Below are 17,324 nucleotides of genomic sequence, written 5' to 3'. Positions count from 1 at the left end.
CAGTGTGACCGGAGTCACGGTCACGAGTCCTTCGCAAACCCCTCGCCGAATCCGCCGACAGCCTTCAGCTGAGGGTCACCTGACGGTTGGTGAGACCGTTGCGCGCCCTGCGCTCGTCCGCCGTCAGCGGAGTCGTCACCGCCAGCGCCTCGGCCAGCCGCTCGGCGAACGCGGCGGCGGGCTTCTCGCAGTCCTCCGACCTCATACCCGACGGAAGGTCCCACACCGGCACGGTCAGGCCGTGGGCGCGGAAGGAGCCCACCAGCCGGGAGCCGTCGCCGTTGCCGGAGGCGTCACCCGGCTCACCCAGCGCCGAGCCACCGGCCGCGTGCAGCCGTGCGAGGGCGTCCAGCAGCTGCTCCTCGGGGTGGGTCATCACCCAGCGCAGATGGTTCTTCCCGGGCGCCTCGCACCAGTAGGCGCCCTCCACACCCGAGAGCCGGGCCGTGGGGATCGCGGCCTCGTTGGCGCTCTCCAGCGAGGCGGCCACCTCACCGGCCGGCTGATCGTCACCGTCCAGCCAGAACTCGAACCCCGAGTGCACCTGAGGGACGAACGGCGCGTTCAGGTCCAACAGGTCCTGGAGCCGAGGGCCGTCCGGCGCTGCCCGTCCCGCGTCGACGGGGGTGCCCGGCTCGGCGGCCAGCGCCCGGATCAGCGTGTCCGCCAGGTCGCGGCTGATGTCGCCGGACGCCGTGTCGTTCTGCAGCCCCAGCAGGACCTCACCGGTCTCGCGGCGCAGTGCGGGCCACGCCATCGGCAGCACCGTCGCGAGCGTGACCGCGGGGACGCCCTCGGGCAGCCCGTCCTTGAGCGTGAGACGCGCCGTGGCCGCCGGCACGAGCTCGCGCATCGCGACCCAGTCGCTCTCGTTCGGCAGCCCCTCGAACGGACGACGCACCAGTTCGGTGGCCGCCTGTGCGGCTGCCCTGCCATGGCACGCCTTGTAGCGGCGGCCCGAACCGCAGGGGCACGGCTGCCGGGCTCCCACCACCGGGTAGCTTCCGGCGTCTGCCGCGCCCGCGGAGGTTCCGGCGGGCGCCGCGGCGGCTGTCTGGGGTCGGCGCTTCTTGGCCATACGAGCGGTTCTCCAGGTATGCGGCGGTGTGTGGGCGCCGCGATCCTAGTAGCTGTACGGTGCGCGTCGCTCCCCGTGCGGCGTGCTCCCCGCCGGCAGCCTCTCTCCTGCCGGGCGGTGGCCCGACCCTCGCCGGGTCCGTCGGCTACTTGAGCTCTTCCACCGAGGCGAGGTCGAACCCGCCGTTCGGTCCGCCGCTTCCGCCGGGGAGGTCGCCGTCCAGTTCGCCCTCGAAACCGTTGAGGCTCGCGGCGACCCGGCCGCTGAACGAGCTGTCCGGCCGCAGCACGGCCCAGACCGTCACCCCGGGTGGCTCGTTCGCGCTGGTGTCCGGCTCGGAGCGCACGCCCCAGTCGCGGGCGAGGGCGGAGATGATGGCGAGCCCTCTGCCGCCGCGTGCGGTGACGGAGGGCTTGGCCGGAAGTGGGCGGGTCGGACCGCCACCGTCCGTGACGGCGATGGTCACCTCACCCCGTGCATCCCTGCGCCAAGACGCTCTGACGGTGTTGACCGGATTGCTCGCGCTGCTCGTGCCGTTCGCGCCGCCCTGTTCCTCGTGCAGGGGACGTGCGTGCCGGCACGCGTTGCTGAGCAGTTCGGAAAGAATCAAGATCGCATCATCGACTACCGTGTCGGGCGCGCCACACGCGTGGAGTTCCTCGCGCATCCTGCGCCGCGCGGCGCGTACACCCGACGGACCATGGGGCACGGCCATGGTCGACGAAGTAGGCACCTCCTGTGCCACCACCAACGCCACCCCCGAGACCTCCTTTGCCCCACGCCATCCGGATGAATGCCCCAGCAGAGTGCGGCGGAAACCGGCCACCCCGCTTCTCTTGACGCACTCGCGTGTCTGCAATAAGCGCCGAGTGCGCCGGTGTACTCCGTTCCCCGGACGGCTCCCGCCCGTCGGGGGCTTCGGCGTCACGAGTGCCCAGGGGACTTCGCGTCCGCGTACGGCTGCTTCATCGCCCGAGTTGGGCGCGGACCTGGCGGGGACGGTTCGTGATGATCGCGTCCACGCCGAGCCGTACGCACAGCTCGACGTCCTCCGGCTCGTCGACCGTCCACACGTGCACCTCGTTGCCCGCGCGGTGCGCACGCGCCACGTACTCCGGATGGGCGCGCAGGATGCGGATGCTCGGACCGGCGATGCGCACCCCGTGCGGCAGCCGGCCGTCGCGATGGCGGGGAAGGAGGAACTGCATCAAAAAGACCGTCGGAACGTGCGGCGCCGCGGTGCGCACGCGCTGCAGGGAACGCGCGGAGAAGCTCATGACGCGCACAGGTGTGCGAAGTCGGTGCCGGTCGAGGAGCTCCAGCAACCGCTCCTCCACCTGACCCGCCCAGCGGGTGGGGTGCTTGGTCTCGATGGCCAGTTCGACGGGGCGGGGCGCCTCGGCGACGAGGGTGAGCAGCCGGTCCAGGGTGAGGACGGAGGTGCGCTCGGGGTCCGCCGTACCAGGGCCCCCGGCTGGTCCGGAACCTCCCGGCGCCCTTCCGCGTGCCCCCGATTCCGCGGCAGCGGTCGGCCTCGACGGGCTGACCTGCTCCGCCGCGACCTGCTCCGCCGCGACCGGCTCCGCCGTTCCGGCGCCTTCCGTGGTCCATGCGCGTTCCGCCGTTCCGGCGCGGGCGTCGGTCCGGTCGGTGTCCAGCGCGCTGTCCGGCGACTCGTACGGGTCGGCGTGCCGGTCCATCCACGAGCCGAAGTCGAGCGCGGCCAGGTCGGCGAGCTCCAGCGCCGAGACGGCGCCGCGTCCGTTGGAGGTGCGGTTGACCCTGCGGTCGTGGACGCAGACGAGATGGCCGTCCGCGGTGAGCCGTACGTCGCACTCCAGGCCGTCGGCGCCTTCCTCGATGGCACGGCGGTAGGCGGCCAGCGTGTGCTCCGGTGCCGCCATGGAGGCACCGCGGTGGGCGATGACGGACGGGGGGCGGTCGAGACGGTGGCGCGATCCGGCGTCGATCTCGTTGCTCACCGGGTTATCGTGCCACCGCTCGGAGTGGACACGTTGTGCAGGGCTCTACGGAGAGCTGTGCGGTCCCGTCCGGGGCCCCCGGCGGACTGCCTCCGGTGCTTCGGTCCGCGGGGTCCCGCCCGCCGGCCGTTCGCTGCTGCTGTTGCCGCCAGTCGGCTCCCGTCGGGCTGTCGCTGCTGTCGCTGCGGGTCCGCTGCCGGTGCCGTCCTCCGGCGCTGTGGTTGCCGAAGGTTGCCGGAGGTTGCCGGAGGTTGCCGAGGGGCGGTTCGGGCTGGGCGCGCCTAGGCTGGTTGCTGTGATCACGGTGTACAGGAGTGCGAGTGGTGGGGCGTGTGGGTGACGTCGCACCAACGGCGGCTCGTGCGCGCCCGACAGCGGCCGGTGACCCTGACGGTGAGGGGAAATCCGGGGGTTCTGTCCGGTGTTGGTCCGATGTAAGGAAGGGGACGCGGACGCTCAGCGTCGGCTTACGCCCGTCTGACGTGTGATGGGAAAAGCTGTCCACGGATACCCGCATACGTGAACACACCCAGCCAGCCCTGCGATGTCGTGTACCTGATGAGGAGTGAGCTGTGAGCACCGAGAACGAGGGCGCTGCCGTGACGCCTGCGGCGGGGCCGGGTCCCACGCCCCCGGCGCCGGCCCAGGCCCCGTCGACCGGCGCCCCGACGAGCCGCGAGGACGGCGACTTCTCGCTGCCCTCCCCTGACTCATCCGCCTCCCCCTCCACCTCGACCGTCGCCGCCCCCGCCGCCGCTCCGGCCGCCACTGCGACCGTCGCCGACCGTACGCAGAATGGTCCGGACGTCCAGGACACGGTCGTATCGCCGAGGGAGCCCGCGGGGGACACGCTGGTGCAGTCGTCCCAGGGCGGTACAGGCGCGGCGCCCAGGGAGCCGGGGAGCACGGGTGAGGAGCCGACGGTCGTCGCACCGCCGCAGCCCCCCTCGGCACCGGGCGCCCCCGCCGTGTCCGATGCCCCACCCGCCCCCGGGACACCACCCGCCTCCGGTGCTCCGGCCGTCGCGACGACGGAACCGGGCGGGCCGGGGCGGCCCGGTGACGACGCCGGCGCCGGGTCGGGTGCGGGCGCGGGGCCGGGTAACGGCGGCGCGGGACACTCCGGCGGCTGGGGCCAGGACGGCGCGGGCAACCAGCCGCCCCCGCCCCCGCCTCCGTACGGCGGTGGCCCCGGCGGTCCGGCAGGCCCCGGTGGACCGGCGGGGCCCGGTGGACCGGGCGGCGGCGGGATGCCGCCGTACGACCCCTGGGGGATGCCGGCAGGCCCGTCCGGCCCCGGGCCGGACGGCAGGAAGCGCCGCAGCGGGCTACTCGTCGGCGTCCTCGTCGGCGCGCTGGTCGCGGGCGGCATCGGCGGCGGAATCGGCTTCTGGGCGGCCGACCGCAGCGACGGCGGTTCGACGACGATCAGCTCCTCCGCCGACCCGGAGAAGCTGAACCGCTCGCCCAAGTCGGTCGCGGGGATAGCCGCCAAGGCGCTGCCGAGCGTCGTGACGATCCGCTCCTCGGGCGGCGGCGAAGAGGGCACCGGCACCGGGTTCGTCTTCGACAAGGAAGGCCACATCCTCACCAACAACCACGTGGTGGCCAACGGTGCGCAGGGCGGCAAGCTGACGGCGACCTTCTCCGACGGCAAGAAGTACGACGCACAGGTCGTCGGCAAGGCGCAGGGCTACGACGTCGCCGTGCTCAAACTGAGCGGCGCCGGCGACCGGAAGCTGGACCCGCTGCCGATCGCCGACTCCAACGATGTGGCCGTCGGTGACGCGACGATCGCCATCGGCGCCCCGTTCGGCCTCTCCGGCACGGTCACCACCGGCATCGTCAGCGCGAAGAACCGTCCGGTGGCCTCCAGCGACGGCCAGGGCAGCCAGGCGTCGTACATGAGTGCGCTGCAGACGGACGCCTCGATCAACCCGGGCAACTCGGGTGGCCCGCTGCTGAACGCCCAGGGCGCGGTCATCGGTGTCAACTCGGCGATCCAGCCGGGTGGTGGCGGTGGCGGTCTCGAAGGCGGCCAGTCCGGCAGCGTCGGCCTGGGCTTCGCGATCCCCTCCAACCAGGCCAAGCGTGTGGCGGAGCAGCTCATCAAGACCGGTCAGCCCGTCTACCCGGTGATCGGCGCGACCGTGCAGCTGGGCGGCGGCGGCAAGGGCGCCGTCATCTCCAACACCGGCGAGGGCGGTTCCGAGCCGATCACCCCGGGCGGCCCCGCGGACAAGGCGGGTCTCAAGCCCGGCGACGTCATCACCAAGCTCGACGACACGTTGATCGACAGCGGTCCCACCCTCATCGGCACCATCTGGACCCACAAGCCGGGCGAAGAGGTCGAGCTCACCTACGAGCGCGACGGCAAGGAGAAGACCGTCGAGGTGACCCTCGGCTCCCGCAAGGGCGACGACTGACCACACGCTAGGCTGTCCCCGCGCCGTCAGCAGACGACGCGGGGAGGCGTGCCCGAGCGGCCGAAGGGAGCGGTCTTGAAAACCGTAGAGGTGGCAACACCTCCGTGGGTTCAAATCCCACCGCCTCCGCACAGCTAGAAAGAATGCAGGTCAGAGGGTGTTCCCCCGGTGCGGGGGAACACCCTCTTCGCATGCGTGTCTCACCCTGTCTCGCTCGTATGCCACCGCTGACCAGCCTGTGCGGGCCATACGTGGGCCAGGATGTGGGCTACTCCTCGGCCTCCAGCGCCCGCGCGATCAGCCGGTTTGCCCGCCCCTCGCCGCCCCGGAGCAGCCTCGCGTAGAAGCGGTAGAGGACTGCCAGGCTGTGCCCGGCCCGGCGAGCGACTTCTACAGGGTCGACCCCTGCCTTGATCCATAGCGAGATACCCGCACGCCTCAGGGAGTACGGGTCATCAGCGAAGGGGCTTGCTGCCTCCTCCGGGGTCAGGACTTTGACGCGGGCTTCCGCCCACAGGTCGCAGTACTCAGTGGTTCGGATGCGTCCTCCACGAGCAGCCCAGAACAGCCGGCCGTCGGGAGCAGTGCCGTACTTCTTCATGTGGGCTCGGAGCATTCGTACCAACGTGGGCGGGATGGGAACGGGGCGAGTCGCACCGCGAGCGCGACGCTTGAGCCCTCGTTCGTCGTACGGCTTCCCGCTGTCGGTCCAGCCCGTAGCGGTCTCCGGCCGATTCTCCGCCAGCAGCAGTTCGCCGAAGGCGTCCGGCTCATCTTCGGGCGGCAAGTGGCAGTCGGCCTTCTTCAGGGAAGCGATCTCTCCGGGGCGCATGGCGGCGTAGTAGAAGCAGCCGAAGAAGGCTTCCAGGTACTCACCGCGAGGGCCCTGCTCCCTCACTGCCTGAATGAGAGCGCGTGCTTGCTTGGGCCCCGGCACGTGTCGGAGGTCGACTTCATCGTCCGTCTCCGGTGGCTTCCAGTCGATGCCCAGCATGGGGTGCTTCGTGAGAATGCCCTTCTCGATGGCGAAGCGCATGGCATTGCTGAGCACCATGACCTTGCGAGTCACCGTGTTGTCGGCAGCGGGCTTACCGTCCAGCTTGAGCGACAGGGCGGTGAGAGCCGCTCTCATGTGCTCCGGTTTCGCGGCATCCTTCAGCTTCAAGGAATTCTTTGAGAGCCACGCCAGTGCAGCAGCGACATCCTTGGGAGGGGTCTCCGCCTCAGCCCGGGGCACGAGCGTGCCTTCCGAATTGACGACGGCGCGAAACGCCCAGGCATAGAGCGCGTGCCGCATCACCTTCCGGTCAGGTGCGCCACGGGTGCTCGACACAAAGACCGGCGTCGCGACTGCGAGGGCTTCGGCGATGCCGACGCGGTGCTTGGCCGCTGCTCGCGGCCACTTCATCAGCACGTAGTCCGTGGCGTGTTCGAACCAAGTGGGTGAGCTGAGGGCTTCATACTCGCTGGCCGGGAGTCCGGTTGTTTCCTCGAACTGCTCGCGGTTGCGGAGCGCCGCCAGCAGCTCTGCCCGGCGCCCGTCTGCCTGGGGCTGAAGCTTGTAGCTCTTCGAGTGGGCGCGCGTGCCGACGCGCCACCGCAGCTCATACGGCTTCGGGCGCCCCTTGCGGCGCCGGATGGACCAGATTTCAACGTCGTAGGTGAGCATGCTTCTCCATGACGAAGGGGGCCCGCCGGCGGCGGGCCCCCTGGGTGGTCACTGATCGGTCAGGCGGCGTCTTCCTGGTGGCTGGACCACCACTCGTCCAGGTCGCTGCGGCGTACGCGGAGCTGTCCGTTCGGAAGCTTGATGAGCTTCGGAGCCTGTCCGCGGGCGCGCATGCGGTAGAAGGCGGGGCGGCTCATGCCTATCTCTTCGAGGACTTCCGGGAGCTTGAGCATCTGGCGAGCGCGGGCCATGGTCACGCCTCCTTCTGCGGTGCAGGCGGCTGCACGGTGAGGTAGAGCCGTACGAGGCGGCTTGGGGGTCGGTTGGGGTAGGGGTGGCTGGTCTCCAGCACGTCGAGGACGGTGGCGATGGCGTCGGCGGTGCGGCGGCACTCGTCTTCGGTTCCTTGGAGCCTGATGCGCATGTCTTCGGTGCCCTTCTGGGGAATCCGCCACGTCCGCCACGCCGCCACGTCGCAGGTCAGCGCCTTGCATCCGTGGCGGATGGCGGTTGTGTGGCGGATTGGTGCAGCCACGCCGGGGCGTGCTCGGCGCCCCGGCGCGATTGGATGTGTGGTCTGGTCAGCGCACGAGGGTCAGTGGTGGTGTGTCGGTTCCCGGTGGCGTGTGGCGGCTGCCGGAGGGGGGTTCCGCCACGGGTTCACCGTCGCTGACCTGGGGTGTGGCGGACGTGGCGGACGTGGCGGACTTCTCGGGGGGAGGCGGGCAGTAGCGTTCCCAGGCGTCCGCGAGGTCTTCGGCGTAGTAGCCCTTGGGGAAGCCGGAGGGGGTGCGGATACCGCGCGGTTTGATGGGCTTGTTGCCCGGGGTGACGTACTGGCCCAGCAGGCGAGCGAGGCCGCGGGCGTTGAGGGGCTTGTCGTCCACGTCGGCCCAGGGGGCGTCGTCCATGCTCAGGAGGGCTTCGAGGATGACGGCGGTGGGCATGCGGTCGGCGCCGCAGAAGACGCGGTCGCGTAGGTCGGTGAGCAGCCGGATGCCGAGTGAGGCTTCCTCGTTGTCCTGGCCTGCTGTCACCAGCTCGATGCAGGCGGCGCGGGCTCGCTCGGGCCAGTGGCCGCCGGCGGCGTCGGCGACCGCGAGGAGTGGTTCCCATACGTCGGCTGGGCGGTCGGTGACGCCTTCGGGCATCTCCGGCCACGCTTCGGCCACCTGGTCGAAGACCGTGGCGGCCCACTCGGCGAGCCGGTCTCGCAGGGCGTGGCCCTGCTTCTCGTGGATGCGACGGCGGTAGGACTCGACTTTCTCGTTGGGGGCGCGCTTGCGCATCCGGATGATGACCGAGCGGGTCAGAATCGTGTCCGGGAGGGAGCCGAGCCCAGCCATGGCGACTGCGCAGAACGAGGGGAACCAACCAGCGCTCTGGTTGGCGCCGTCTCCGACGCAGCGCAGGGACTTGGCGCCACGCCGGTAGCCCGAGTTGAGGAAGGCACGTAGTGGTTCGTTGTCTCCGGCCTTGGGGCCGAAGATGGTGTCGATCTCGTCGAAGAGCAGCGTTGGCAGGCCCTCGGATGCCTCCACCAGGCGAAATAGTGCGTTGGCCGACGCGTTGACCAGCATTGCGGCGTTCGGGGTGAGGGTTTCCGAGATCTCCAGTGCCCGGGACTTGCCCGAGCCTGGTTCCGGGGAGAGGAACGCGATCCGGGCGGTGCCGTCGAAGGCGTCGATCAGGTGCGCGTGCGCGTCCCACAGCGTGACGGCGACGTAGGCCGCTTCGGTGGGGAAGATGTTGAACCGGCGGTGGAAGTGCTCGACTTCATCGAGCAGTGCGGCGCCGTCGATGGGTTCGGTCATGCGGCGGCCCTCCCTTCGGTGCGGGTGAGCAGGTGGCAGGTGGTTCGGTGTGCGGTGTGGTCTTCGACCAGCGCGAGCACTTTGGGCTTGCCGACGGCGCTGCGGTTGCGGCCGCAGGCGCACACCGACGTGGCGGTCGGGGTGGCGCCGCCGGGTGCGGTGATGTGCAGCCAGGCCACCGGGTGGCGCCCGTCGGCCCGCGTCTCCTCCTCGGTGAGGAGGGTGAAGGGAAGAGCTGAAAGGCCGGCCTGCCGGCCGCCCTGGCTCATGCCGCCGCTGCTGTGGTGCTGCGGCTGCTGGGCGGCCGGTTGGCTGTTGCCGGTGGTGGTGCTCTTAGTAGGTGGCGGGTTGGTCATGCGGCCCGCCTCCCGGATGCCGGGTTGTGGGCGATGGACCAGTCCAGGCCCCGGCGGATCACGTCGTCGTAGTAGCGCTGCGGCTGTGTGGCGTTGCCCGCCGCCGCCCTACTAAGAGCCTCTTCGACCTCGGTGCGGTCGAGGTCGCCGGATGCGACCAGCCGCCCCAGTGCCCGCGCGGCCCGCAGCAGGGTGGCGTTGCGGGTGCCGTCCGCCGCGCTGGCGACGTTGGCCACCTCGCCGCGCAGTGCCGCGGCGGCGTACCCGCTTGCGCTGGTCGTGACCGGCCCGGCGGCCTGAGCAGACCGCCGCGGTGGCTTCAGCGCGTTGTGCAGCCACTCGGGCAGCGGTGCGGGCGCCTGGTCGTCGAGGATGGCGTAGGTGCCTTCGGGCGTGGTGCTGCCGGGGGCGACGACGTAGCCGCCCCATCCCCGGGTGTCGATCCGGTCGGCCAGGCGGCCGGCGGTGTTGTGCAGGCGGGCGCCCGGCGGCTGGCTGAAATACAGGTGCTCACCGCCGCTGGGCGTCCGCACCCGGAAGGTGGCCGGGTATGGCTGTCCGGCGCGCTCGCAGAGCGCCAGAAAGCAGTTCGCGCCGTCAGGCGCTCCTTCGTCGTCTGTGTCCTTGCACGTGTCGAGGTCTACGACCAGCAGCCCGGAGGGGCCGGTGGCGATGCCGATGTTGTACGGCTGCCAGCTCCACGCCACTGTCACCAGGTCTTGGTCGGTGGTGGCGCGCTGCTCGGGCGTCTTGTGCCCGTCTGCGCAGCGGCCGGTGCCGGGGCAGTACTTGTCCGCGTGTCCGGCGGGGCGCTTGTCGCCGGGCCGGAGGGGGATGACGTGCCATCCGCGCCGTGTGGCCTCCAGCGCCCAGGCCAGCAGTGCCAGGTTGCAGGTGGGGGGATGCGTCATGCGGCGGCCTGCCCTTCACCCAGGTCGAAGGCGGGGAGAGTGGCGGTGGCCTGGTGGCGACGCCGCAGCTCGGCCAGCGGCAGCGCAGAGCCGATGCCCTTGCGGCGCTGACGCAGGATGGAAACATCGCCCAGCAGGTCCCGCAGCGACTCTTCCTGGGCTTCGGCGTAGGCGTACCGCTCGGGCAGCACATCCAGCGTGTGCTTCCACTGCTTCTGGCCAGCACGTACGCAGGTGCCGCCGCAGTTGTTGTGCGCGAAGCCCAGCGCATACAGGAGCGGCGGTTCAATGCCCAGCGCGCGCGCTTCGTCCAGCAGCTCCGTCTTGCTGCGGGCGGGGGCCCACCTGTTGCATAGGGGGAACCGAGTTGTCCAGGGCTTCCAGTTGCGGGCGATCGCGGGGATGCGGGCCCGGTCCCTGGGCGTGTTCTCGATACCGACGTACACGAGGGAGTCGCTGGGGTCGGCGTACTCGGTCATCCAGGACCGGCAGGGAATCTGCTTGAGGGTACGGGTGCAGGGGGCGAGCCGGTCGTTGCCCAGGAACCGCTTATCGCGGAAGACCTGCCAGGGCGTGCGCCCGTCGGCCACCTTCGTCAGCGGCACGCCGAGCAGGCGGCTGGTGTCGTCGGCGAAGCGCCACAGGTCCGGGTCCTCGATACCGGTGTCGGCGATAAGAAGGACGAGCTGGTCAGTGCCGTACTTCTCGGCGACGCGGACAGCGGCACAGAATGAGCCGATTCCGCCGCTGAACTGGACGACATGAAGTGTCATGCTGGAGACCTCCAGTGCTCTCTATGGAGTTGCTGGGTGGGCAGGGGCGGCCCCGTGATCGTTGGCGCGAGTGGGGCCGCCCCTGGCGTGTCTAGAACGGAGGCTCGTCCCCGGCGGCCGGGCGATTGCTGCCGGTGTTCCAAGGGTCGTCGGCGGGCTTCCCGCTCCCGTTGCTGCCGGTGGCCTTGACCGGCTGGGCGGTGGCGAAGCGCAGGCTGGGGCCGATCTCGTCCACCTCCATGGCGAGCATGGAGCGGTTCTCCCCCTCGGGGGTCTGCCAGTCGAACTGCCGCAGCCGTCCGGAGACGACGACGCGGTGTCCCTTGGCGAGCGAGGCGGCCACGTTCTCGGCCAGGCCGCGCCATGCCGAGCAGCGCATGAACATCGCGGTGCCGTCCTTGTACTGGCCTGACTCGCGGTCGAACTGGCGGGGTGTGGAGGCGACGGTGAACCGTGCCAGCGCGGCGCCCGAGGCGGTGAACTTCAACTCGGGGTCGGCGGTCAGGTTGCCGACGACGGTGATGGGGGTGTCTCCCATGGCCATAGCGGTGTCCTTTCAGAGGAAGTCGATGAGAGTGATGGGGTCCGGGGTGGGGATCTCGATTGCTTCGGGGTGAGTCGTGCCGCAGCCGCAGTAGGTGGGCTCCGGACACGGGACGGGGCGGGCGTAGAGGTGTTGCGGCCGTCCTGGGGTGTAGGTGTGCAGCGGGTCGTTCCAGACGATCCGCGCGCGGGCGTTGAGCGCGGCCCACACGATGCGGTCAGGCAGATGGCCGGGGAAGACGACGGCCATCAAGTCGTCCCATCCCCAGTCCTCCGCCTCGTCGACGAGGCGGAGGTAGCCGGTCTGCCTCTCGGGGGCGGTGTCGGTCATGGCGTGCGTTCTCCTTCGGTCAGCCACCGAAGCTGTTGGCGGTGTTGGTGATGGAGGAGACGAGGTTGTTGATGGTGGAGCGAGCGTCGGTGCTGGCGGTGTAGAAGCCGAGGAGGAAGACGGCTATCGCGGCCCAGGCACCGACGGAGCGGGAGCGCAGCAAGGCGAAGACGACGACTGCGAGCAGGATGAACAAGGAGACGGTCACGGCGTGCTCCTCAGTGGTTGTTGATGGTGCCGTTGGCTCGGCCGAAGAGGCCGTTGGCCGTGATGTTCTGGGTGACCTGGGTCGGGGCGCTGCGGCGCCAGCGGCTCAGGAGGAGGGCGGCGCCGCCGCATCCGGTGGCGACCAGTGCGGCGGCGGCCCACAGGGCGTCGGTCATGGCGATGACTCCGGGTGCGGCGTAGGAGAGGCCGAAGCCGCCGGCGCCGATGCCGGCGCCGACGGTGGGGGCGAGCAGTGCGGTCGTCTTGGCCCATGCGGGCACTCCGGACGGCGGTGCGGCAGCGGGGGCGGCCTGCGTCGGGGGTTGGGTGTAGGCGAGGGTGCGGCGTCCGTCGGGCAGGGTCACCACCTCCACCCCGGGCGGGATCTCGGCCGGGGCGAGCGGCGGGTGAACGATGTTCGCGGGCGGGGTTGTGCGGTCGGTGCGGGTGAGGGTGGTGATCTCGTAGGGGGTCTCCACAAGTCGCCTCCAAGGGGAAGAGGCGGCCCGTTCGGGGCCGCCTCGTGGTCACTCTGTGTGGTCGTAGTGGCTAGTGGCTACTGACTACTGGCTAGTGGCAAACGCCCTCGTGAAAGGCCGCAGGGGGCCGCTGGGCGGCCGACTACTGGCCAGTGGCGGGTTTGGCGGCAGCCAGTAACCAGTAGCGCTCTGTCGTCGCGCTGAGGGGGTTTTCAGGCGTGGTCGGGGTGGACGTAGACGGAGTGCGGGCCGTTGTCGCGGTAGACCAGTTCGCCGCGGCTGGCGGCGGACTTGAGGGCGTCCCGCACGGCTTGACGGCTGCGGCCGACCAGATCGGCGACGGCCGAGGGCTTGAGTCCGTCCCGGCCGGCGTCCCGGATGGCTGCCAGGGCCTGCGCCAGCCATTCGGGCCCCTCCTGCTCGATGCCCTCGCCAGCCGCAGGGGTGTCGTTCTCGCGCAGGGCGCGCAGGTTGAGCCCGGGGCGTTCGGTGCGTTCGCGGGCCGGCTGCTCGATCGCGTCGGCGCCGAACTCATCGAGCTGTTTGCGGAACTGGGAGATCAGTTCGTCCGGGTCGCTGGGCTGCCCGTCCTCGGGCTGGTTGCGCAGGGCCCGCAGGTTCAGGCCCCGCCGCGAACCCTGCTCTTCCGCCTCTGCGGTCTGGGCGGGGGTGGGCTGCTGGGGCTGGTGGGCGGGGTCGCGCATCCAGGCGATCCGCTCCGCGTCCCAGCGCTTCGCATACGCCTCCCCCGCCGCCTTCGCCGAGGGGGCGTCCAGGGTCGGGTGGCGGTCGCTGGTGGCGGCCACGATTTCGCTGATCTGGCTGGGCAGGATGCGCCAGGTCTTGAACAGCCCTGCGGGGGATTCAGGGGTGCCCATGAACCCGCTGCCCTTGTAGGGGGCTTGTTCGACGCGCAGGCCGCGGGAGCCGGGGAACATCTTGCTCAGGTCCATCCCCTCCACCTCCCCGCCGGTCAGCGCTACGCGCACCTTCGCCTCACGGCGGATGAGGAGGTTTCCCAGGACGCTGCCGGTTGCGCCCAGTGCGGTCAGCACGGTGCGCACGCCCATGGCGCGGGCGATCCGTTTGACTTCGAGGATCTTCTCGGCCAGCTTCTTCAACCGCCGGTCGCTGCTGACCAGGATCTCCGCCCCCTCGTCGATGACCAGCTCGATCTGCGGGATCGCCGGGCTGATGGGCAGCAGATCCGTGTCGTGCTGCCGCATCAGCCCTTGGTAGGCGGTCTTGCGATGCCGGGCGATGGCCAGCGCGGTCTCCAGCATCAGCACGGCTTCCGCGTGAGTGGAGGCAAGCCAGTCGATCCCCGGCCGCATGGGGGTGCCCTGCTCGGTGCTCTCCAGCGCGGGCAGCACCCACGGCAGCCCGGCCGACCCCGCGTTGAGGTCGATGACCCAGGTGAGCACGTCGGTGGCGCGGGCGAACCCGGCCAGGATGACGTGCACGAGGTTGGTCTTGCCCGAGCCGGTGGGGCCGACGGCCAGCGCGCACTGCTCGCGCAGGAAGACGCAGATGTCATCGGCGTTGGTGCGGTAGCCCCACGGAATGCCGGTCATCAGGGAGACGGGCGCGTAGTCGGCCGGGTAGGTGCGCTCCTGCTCCAGGACGTTGACCGTGCCCACGTCGATCAGGGTGCGGCCCTGGTGGATGCCAGGGCTGGCGGATGCGGTGCAGCCGTGCGGCAGGTGCGCGTCCGCCGACAGACCGGCCGCGTGGGCGGCGATCTTGTCGTAGGTGACACCGCCGGGCAGCTCCGCATCCAGCGTGAACCCGGTACCGGCGGGCCACTTCTCGACCGCGAGGATGCGCACCTCGATCCCGCACACCCGCTTGACGCGCTCGGCCCACTCTGCGGCGATCTCGCGTCGCTCAGCCGAGAGTTCCGCGGCGATCTGCCGCTGCTCGGCTGTGAGGGCTTCGGCCTCGCGGGCTTCCTCGTAAAGGTTGGTGGAGCGGGTGGCGGTGCCGATACCGACACCGATGGTGGCCAGGGAGCCCAGCGCGGCCCACGTCAGCGGCCCGTGGGTGATGGCCCAGGTGGTCCACCCGGCGCCCACCAGCCAGGAGGCAGCGCGGGCGGCGATGGTGCGGCCCGCGTTGCGCAGCCGAAGTCCTGCGGCGGTGTGGCCGATGGCGCCGGCGGCGCCAACGGCCAAGGCCCAGCCGGGGGGCATGCCGGTGGCGGCGCCGACGGTGGCGGTGGCCCAGGCTCCGGTGGTGGCGGACAGGGCGCCGGTCACGGGTCCGTGACCGGCCGCCCAGTCCCACACCGGCCCAGCGCCCACCTCACCCGCGCCCTTGGTCTTGGCGGGTTTGGTCTGCTTGTTGGCCGAAGTGGTGGTCATCTCAGACGTTCCAGCCCTTCTCGGCTTCGGTGCCGTTGCGGGGGTCCTCGTGGCGGGCGATGTCGGCCTCGTGCACCTGCCGGAAGGTCTTGGTCAGGTCTTCCGCGGCGTCCACGGCGTCCATGAGGGTCTTGTAGATGTCGTCGAAGGCGTTGGCGACGTCCTTCTCGAAGGCGAACTCGCCATCGGCGCGCTCGGCCAGGGTCAGGAACGTCTTGGCGATGGACTCCATGGCCTGAGGGAGGTTGTCGACCATGGCCACGACCTCCATGTTTCCGTCGGGGTCGTAGGTGCGGGCGGCCTGCTCCATCTCGGCGGCGGCCTCTTCGAACTTGAAACCAGACACGCGAATCTCCATCGGGGCAGCGGGGATACGGGGCGTGAGGTGGGTGGGACGCTCCACCCGGTCCTTGATCTCGTCTTCCGGGGCGGCGTCGGCTGCGGCTTCCGCCTCGCGCAGCCGCTCGCGGATCGCCGCGTCCCGTTCGATACGGGAGCCGCGGGCGGACGCCACCAGGCGGCGGTAGAGGCGCCGTCCGGGGTGGACGAGGGCGGGAATGCCGAGCTTGCGGCCCAGCGGGGAGGACACGAACCCGGCCGTGCCGACCACACCGGCCAGCAGGGCGGCGAGGATGCGGCGCCCGTGGAAGCGGGCGGCCGACTTCAGCAGCGCCCACCGGGCAGCCCGGCGGGCAGGGGCCTTACGCACCGCCGACCGCTTCACGGCCACATCGCGGTCGTTGGCCCGGTCGCGCTGCTGCCGGGCCTTGCCCACCGCCCACCGGGCGGTGGCAGCAGCCTTCCGGCCCATCCGTGCGGCGCCACGCCCCAGGGGCCCGCGGCCACCGTTGGCGGCGGCCTTGGCCGCGCGCGCTGTCTGTTTGGCCTGGCGGCGGGCGTCGGCGACGTTGCGCCGGTCGCGGGTCTGCTGCTTCCGGGCGGCCGAACGCGACGGCGTGTTGCGGGCCTTGTCCGCCCGCAGCGCGCGCACCTGCCCAGCACGGCCACCACCCGGGGACCGCCCACCGGCCGACGCACCACCGCGCGGGCGCCCGCCGGCCTTACCCGCACCAGCACCGGCTTTGCGGGGCGAGAGACTTCCGGCAGCACGCCCAGCGCGCGTCGTCGGGGAGCCGCGGCGCCCGGCGCCGGACGCGCCACCACCGGAGCGGCCACCGGCCGCAGGCGACTTGCCCGCACCGCGGCGACCGCCAGCGCCGCCGCCGCTGCGGGAGCCTGCTCGACTCCCGCCCAGCCCGCCACCGCGCGAGCTTCCCAAAGCGCCGCGGCCACGGGCCCCGCGCGGTGTGGAGCCACTCGGGGCGGTGGCGCTGCGGATGCGCTTCTTGGCCTTGGTGCGGGCGGTGGCCACCGCACCGATCAGCGCCGCGCCGGCAGCGGCCCCGGCAGCGGCTACCGGGCCACCGGACAGGCCCGCAGCGCCGACCAGCCCGACGGCGCTGTTCGCGCCCGAAAGGGTCAGCGGCAGTACCGGGTAGCCACCCGGCGTGTGCGCCACCTGCTTGCCTGTCTGTTCCACCGGTGCCGGGGTGGGCGGCGGCGTCTCGGGAGGCGGGGCGGCTGTCCCCTGCCGCTCTACCGCCTGCGTCGTGGTCTCGGTCATGCTGGGAGCACTCCTTTCAGGAGAAGAGGGCCCGGCCGCACGCTGTAGGAGGTGGGGCGGCCGGGCCCTCGCAGAGGGGCGATTTGAACGGGTCAGAGCTTGTTGGGCTCCAGGGAGAAGAAGATGACGACGCCGCGGGCCAGGTCGGGGTACTCGCGGTCGAACTGCTCGCACAGCCACCCGTAGGCGTCCCGGCGCGTCGACCCGGGCGGGGGCGTGAAGTCGCCGGACCAGGTGGCCATCGCGAAACCACCGGCCTGCGGCTTTTGGACACTCATGACGAAGTGGTGCGTGCCCTGCTCGGACATGGGGTTTTCCCTTCCGCGGGTCAGGCGGCCAAAGCCGCCGGGGCGTCCGCGCACCAGGCGCAGACACCGAGGGATCGGGGGATGCGGTAGCCGCGGTCGATACCGCAGCCGGGGCAGCGGCGCTGAGCGGCGTCTGCCCTGGCCAGCGCCGCGCGCTTCGCAGCCGTCATCGGCCGCACCGGCTTCGCCAGCTCGATGCGGTACAGGTAGGCCACCAGCGGTTCGCGCCGGCGGCGGGGCCGTTCGATGACCGCCGCCACGTCCTGTCCGCCGGGCCGTAGGCCCATGGCGCGCAGCTGGCGGTAGGTGGCGTAGCCGTCCGGAGCGCAGCGCCACGGGAAGACCGGCAGCGTCTGACTCACGGCGACTCGGGCTTCTGCACGGAGCGCGCCGGTGGCGCGGCCTGGGCGGCGTGCTGCGGGCAGCGGAACCCGAGCCGGACCAGACGCACACCACGCGT

General features: G+C 71.4%; 19 protein-coding genes and 1 tRNA gene. 2 read left to right on the top strand and 18 right to left on the bottom strand.

What is annotated here, in order from left to right; all coding sequences use genetic code 11:
• Positions 1 to 64: 64 nt before the first annotated feature.
• The 3 genes from KBY19_RS00415 to KBY19_RS00405 form a co-directional block, all read right to left on the bottom strand.
• Positions 65 to 1,078, bottom strand: a complete 1,014-nt coding sequence (locus KBY19_RS00415) for a DUF5926 family protein (RefSeq protein ID WP_099882652.1) — start codon at positions 1,076 to 1,078, stop codon at positions 65 to 67.
• 145 nt (positions 1,079 to 1,223) lie between these two features.
• A complete protein-coding gene (locus KBY19_RS00410; protein WP_247690476.1) occupies positions 1,224 to 1,745 on the bottom strand; it encodes an ATP-binding protein in 522 nt (173 codons plus the stop codon).
• Positions 1,746 to 2,043: 298 nt separating this feature from the next.
• Positions 2,044 to 3,060, bottom strand: a complete 1,017-nt coding sequence (locus KBY19_RS00405) for a glycerophosphodiester phosphodiesterase family protein (protein ID WP_210964877.1) — start codon at positions 3,058 to 3,060, stop codon at positions 2,044 to 2,046.
• A 572-nt stretch (positions 3,061 to 3,632) separates the two neighbouring features.
• Here KBY19_RS00405 and KBY19_RS00400 point away from each other — a divergent pair.
• Positions 3,633 to 5,486, top strand: a complete 1,854-nt coding sequence (locus tag KBY19_RS00400; RefSeq protein ID WP_185017560.1) for a S1C family serine protease — start codon at positions 3,633 to 3,635, stop codon at positions 5,484 to 5,486.
• 42 nt (positions 5,487 to 5,528) lie between these two features.
• Positions 5,529 to 5,615 (top strand) — tRNA-Ser (locus KBY19_RS00395).
• 139 nt (positions 5,616 to 5,754) lie between these two features.
• On the opposite strand, the gene KBY19_RS00390 is transcribed toward KBY19_RS00395, so the two are convergent.
• The 15 genes from KBY19_RS00390 to KBY19_RS00320 all read right to left on the bottom strand — a co-directional run bounded on the left by KBY19_RS00390 (position 5,755) and on the right by KBY19_RS00320 (position 17,226).
• Positions 5,755 to 7,155 carry a site-specific integrase gene (locus KBY19_RS00390; RefSeq protein WP_210964876.1) on the bottom strand — a complete coding sequence of 467 codons (1,401 nt, stop codon included), beginning with the start codon at positions 7,153 to 7,155 and terminating at the stop codon, positions 5,755 to 5,757.
• Positions 7,156 to 7,214: 59 nt separating this feature from the next.
• Positions 7,215 to 7,406, bottom strand: a complete 192-nt coding sequence (locus tag KBY19_RS00385) for an AlpA family transcriptional regulator (RefSeq protein WP_173871371.1) — start codon at positions 7,404 to 7,406, stop codon at positions 7,215 to 7,217.
• Positions 7,407 to 7,408: 2 nt separating this feature from the next.
• The gene (locus KBY19_RS00380) at positions 7,409 to 7,579 is read right to left on the bottom strand and encodes a hypothetical protein (protein WP_210964875.1); all 171 of its coding nucleotides are present in this window, start codon (positions 7,577 to 7,579) and stop codon (positions 7,409 to 7,411) included.
• A 157-nt stretch (positions 7,580 to 7,736) separates the two neighbouring features.
• Positions 7,737 to 8,969 carry a DUF3631 domain-containing protein gene (locus tag KBY19_RS00375; protein ID WP_210964874.1) on the bottom strand — a complete coding sequence of 411 codons (1,233 nt, stop codon included), beginning with the start codon at positions 8,967 to 8,969 and terminating at the stop codon, positions 7,737 to 7,739.
• A complete protein-coding gene (locus tag KBY19_RS36090; RefSeq protein WP_247690450.1) occupies positions 8,966 to 9,325 on the bottom strand; it encodes a hypothetical protein in 360 nt (119 codons plus the stop codon). The genes KBY19_RS00375 and KBY19_RS36090 overlap by 4 nt, the downstream gene beginning before the upstream one ends.
• Positions 9,322 to 10,236 carry a bifunctional DNA primase/polymerase gene (locus KBY19_RS00365; RefSeq protein WP_210964873.1) on the bottom strand — a complete coding sequence of 305 codons (915 nt, stop codon included), beginning with the start codon at positions 10,234 to 10,236 and terminating at the stop codon, positions 9,322 to 9,324. The genes KBY19_RS36090 and KBY19_RS00365 overlap by 4 nt, the downstream gene beginning before the upstream one ends.
• Positions 10,233 to 11,009: a hypothetical protein gene (locus KBY19_RS00360; RefSeq protein WP_210964872.1), complete on the bottom strand. Its 777-nt coding sequence runs from the start codon at positions 11,007 to 11,009 to the stop codon at positions 10,233 to 10,235. The genes KBY19_RS00365 and KBY19_RS00360 overlap by 4 nt, the downstream gene beginning before the upstream one ends.
• Before the next feature lie 91 nt (positions 11,010 to 11,100).
• Positions 11,101 to 11,553 carry a single-stranded DNA-binding protein gene (locus KBY19_RS00355; protein ID WP_210964871.1) on the bottom strand — a complete coding sequence of 151 codons (453 nt, stop codon included), beginning with the start codon at positions 11,551 to 11,553 and terminating at the stop codon, positions 11,101 to 11,103.
• Between the two features lie 12 nt (positions 11,554 to 11,565).
• Positions 11,566 to 11,883: a hypothetical protein gene (locus KBY19_RS00350; protein WP_210964870.1), complete on the bottom strand. Its 318-nt coding sequence runs from the start codon at positions 11,881 to 11,883 to the stop codon at positions 11,566 to 11,568.
• A gap of 19 nt (positions 11,884 to 11,902) precedes the next feature.
• Complete coding sequence (locus KBY19_RS00345; protein ID WP_210964869.1) at positions 11,903 to 12,091, bottom strand: hypothetical protein; 189 nt, start codon at positions 12,089 to 12,091, stop codon at positions 11,903 to 11,905.
• A gap of 10 nt (positions 12,092 to 12,101) precedes the next feature.
• Positions 12,102 to 12,569: a hypothetical protein gene (locus KBY19_RS00340; protein WP_210964868.1), complete on the bottom strand. Its 468-nt coding sequence runs from the start codon at positions 12,567 to 12,569 to the stop codon at positions 12,102 to 12,104.
• A gap of 212 nt (positions 12,570 to 12,781) precedes the next feature.
• Positions 12,782 to 14,932, bottom strand: coding sequence for a hypothetical protein (locus KBY19_RS00335; protein WP_247690449.1), 2,151 nt, complete (start codon positions 14,930 to 14,932; stop codon positions 12,782 to 12,784).
• Position 14,933: 1 nt separating this feature from the next.
• Positions 14,934 to 16,556: a hypothetical protein gene (locus KBY19_RS00330; RefSeq protein WP_210964867.1), complete on the bottom strand. Its 1,623-nt coding sequence runs from the start codon at positions 16,554 to 16,556 to the stop codon at positions 14,934 to 14,936.
• A 92-nt stretch (positions 16,557 to 16,648) separates the two neighbouring features.
• Entirely contained in the window at positions 16,649 to 16,864 is a 216-nt protein-coding gene (locus tag KBY19_RS00325; protein ID WP_210964866.1) for a hypothetical protein, read from the bottom strand.
• A 20-nt stretch (positions 16,865 to 16,884) separates the two neighbouring features.
• Positions 16,885 to 17,226 (bottom strand): RRQRL motif-containing zinc-binding protein, encoded by a 342-nt coding sequence (locus tag KBY19_RS00320; RefSeq protein WP_210964865.1) that lies wholly within the window; start codon positions 17,224 to 17,226, stop codon positions 16,885 to 16,887.
• Positions 17,227 to 17,324 lie beyond the last annotated feature (98 nt).

The organism is Streptomyces sp. B15 (assembly GCF_018070605.1).
Classification (GTDB): Bacteria; Actinomycetota; Actinomycetes; order Streptomycetales; family Streptomycetaceae; genus Streptomyces; species Streptomyces smyrnaeus.
Note: the sequence above shows the minus strand (reverse complement) of the source record. Positions and strands in the feature narration are given on the sequence as shown.

Excerpts from the sequence above, each read along its gene's own strand:
- KBY19_RS00330 (WP_210964867.1), bottom strand. The coding sequence starts at position 16,556 with ATGACCGAGACCACGACGCAGGCGGTAGAGCGGCAGGGGACAGCCGCC.
- KBY19_RS00390 (WP_210964876.1), bottom strand. The coding sequence starts at position 7,155 with ATGCTCACCTACGACGTTGAAATCTGGTCCATCCGGCGCCGCAAGGGG.
- KBY19_RS00410 (WP_247690476.1), bottom strand. The coding sequence starts at position 1,745 with ATGCGCGAGGAACTCCACGCGTGTGGCGCGCCCGACACGGTAGTCGAT.
- KBY19_RS00360 (WP_210964872.1), bottom strand. The coding sequence starts at position 11,009 with ATGACACTTCATGTCGTCCAGTTCAGCGGCGGAATCGGCTCATTCTGT.
- KBY19_RS00380 (WP_210964875.1), bottom strand. The coding sequence starts at position 7,579 with ATGCGCATCAGGCTCCAAGGAACCGAAGACGAGTGCCGCCGCACCGCC.
- KBY19_RS36090 (WP_247690450.1), bottom strand. The coding sequence starts at position 9,325 with ATGACCAACCCGCCACCTACTAAGAGCACCACCACCGGCAACAGCCAA.
- KBY19_RS00375 (WP_210964874.1), bottom strand. The coding sequence starts at position 8,969 with ATGACCGAACCCATCGACGGCGCCGCACTGCTCGATGAAGTCGAGCAC.
- KBY19_RS00325 (WP_210964866.1), bottom strand. The coding sequence starts at position 16,864 with ATGTCCGAGCAGGGCACGCACCACTTCGTCATGAGTGTCCAAAAGCCG.
- KBY19_RS00415 (WP_099882652.1), bottom strand. The coding sequence starts at position 1,078 with ATGGCCAAGAAGCGCCGACCCCAGACAGCCGCCGCGGCGCCCGCCGGA.
- KBY19_RS00365 (WP_210964873.1), bottom strand. The coding sequence starts at position 10,236 with ATGACGCATCCCCCCACCTGCAACCTGGCACTGCTGGCCTGGGCGCTG.
- KBY19_RS00355 (WP_210964871.1), bottom strand. The coding sequence starts at position 11,553 with ATGGCCATGGGAGACACCCCCATCACCGTCGTCGGCAACCTGACCGCC.
- KBY19_RS00335 (WP_247690449.1), bottom strand. The coding sequence starts at position 14,932 with ATGACCACCACTTCGGCCAACAAGCAGACCAAACCCGCCAAGACCAAG.
- KBY19_RS00385 (WP_173871371.1), bottom strand. The coding sequence starts at position 7,406 with ATGGCCCGCGCTCGCCAGATGCTCAAGCTCCCGGAAGTCCTCGAAGAG.
- KBY19_RS00350 (WP_210964870.1), bottom strand. The coding sequence starts at position 11,883 with ATGACCGACACCGCCCCCGAGAGGCAGACCGGCTACCTCCGCCTCGTC.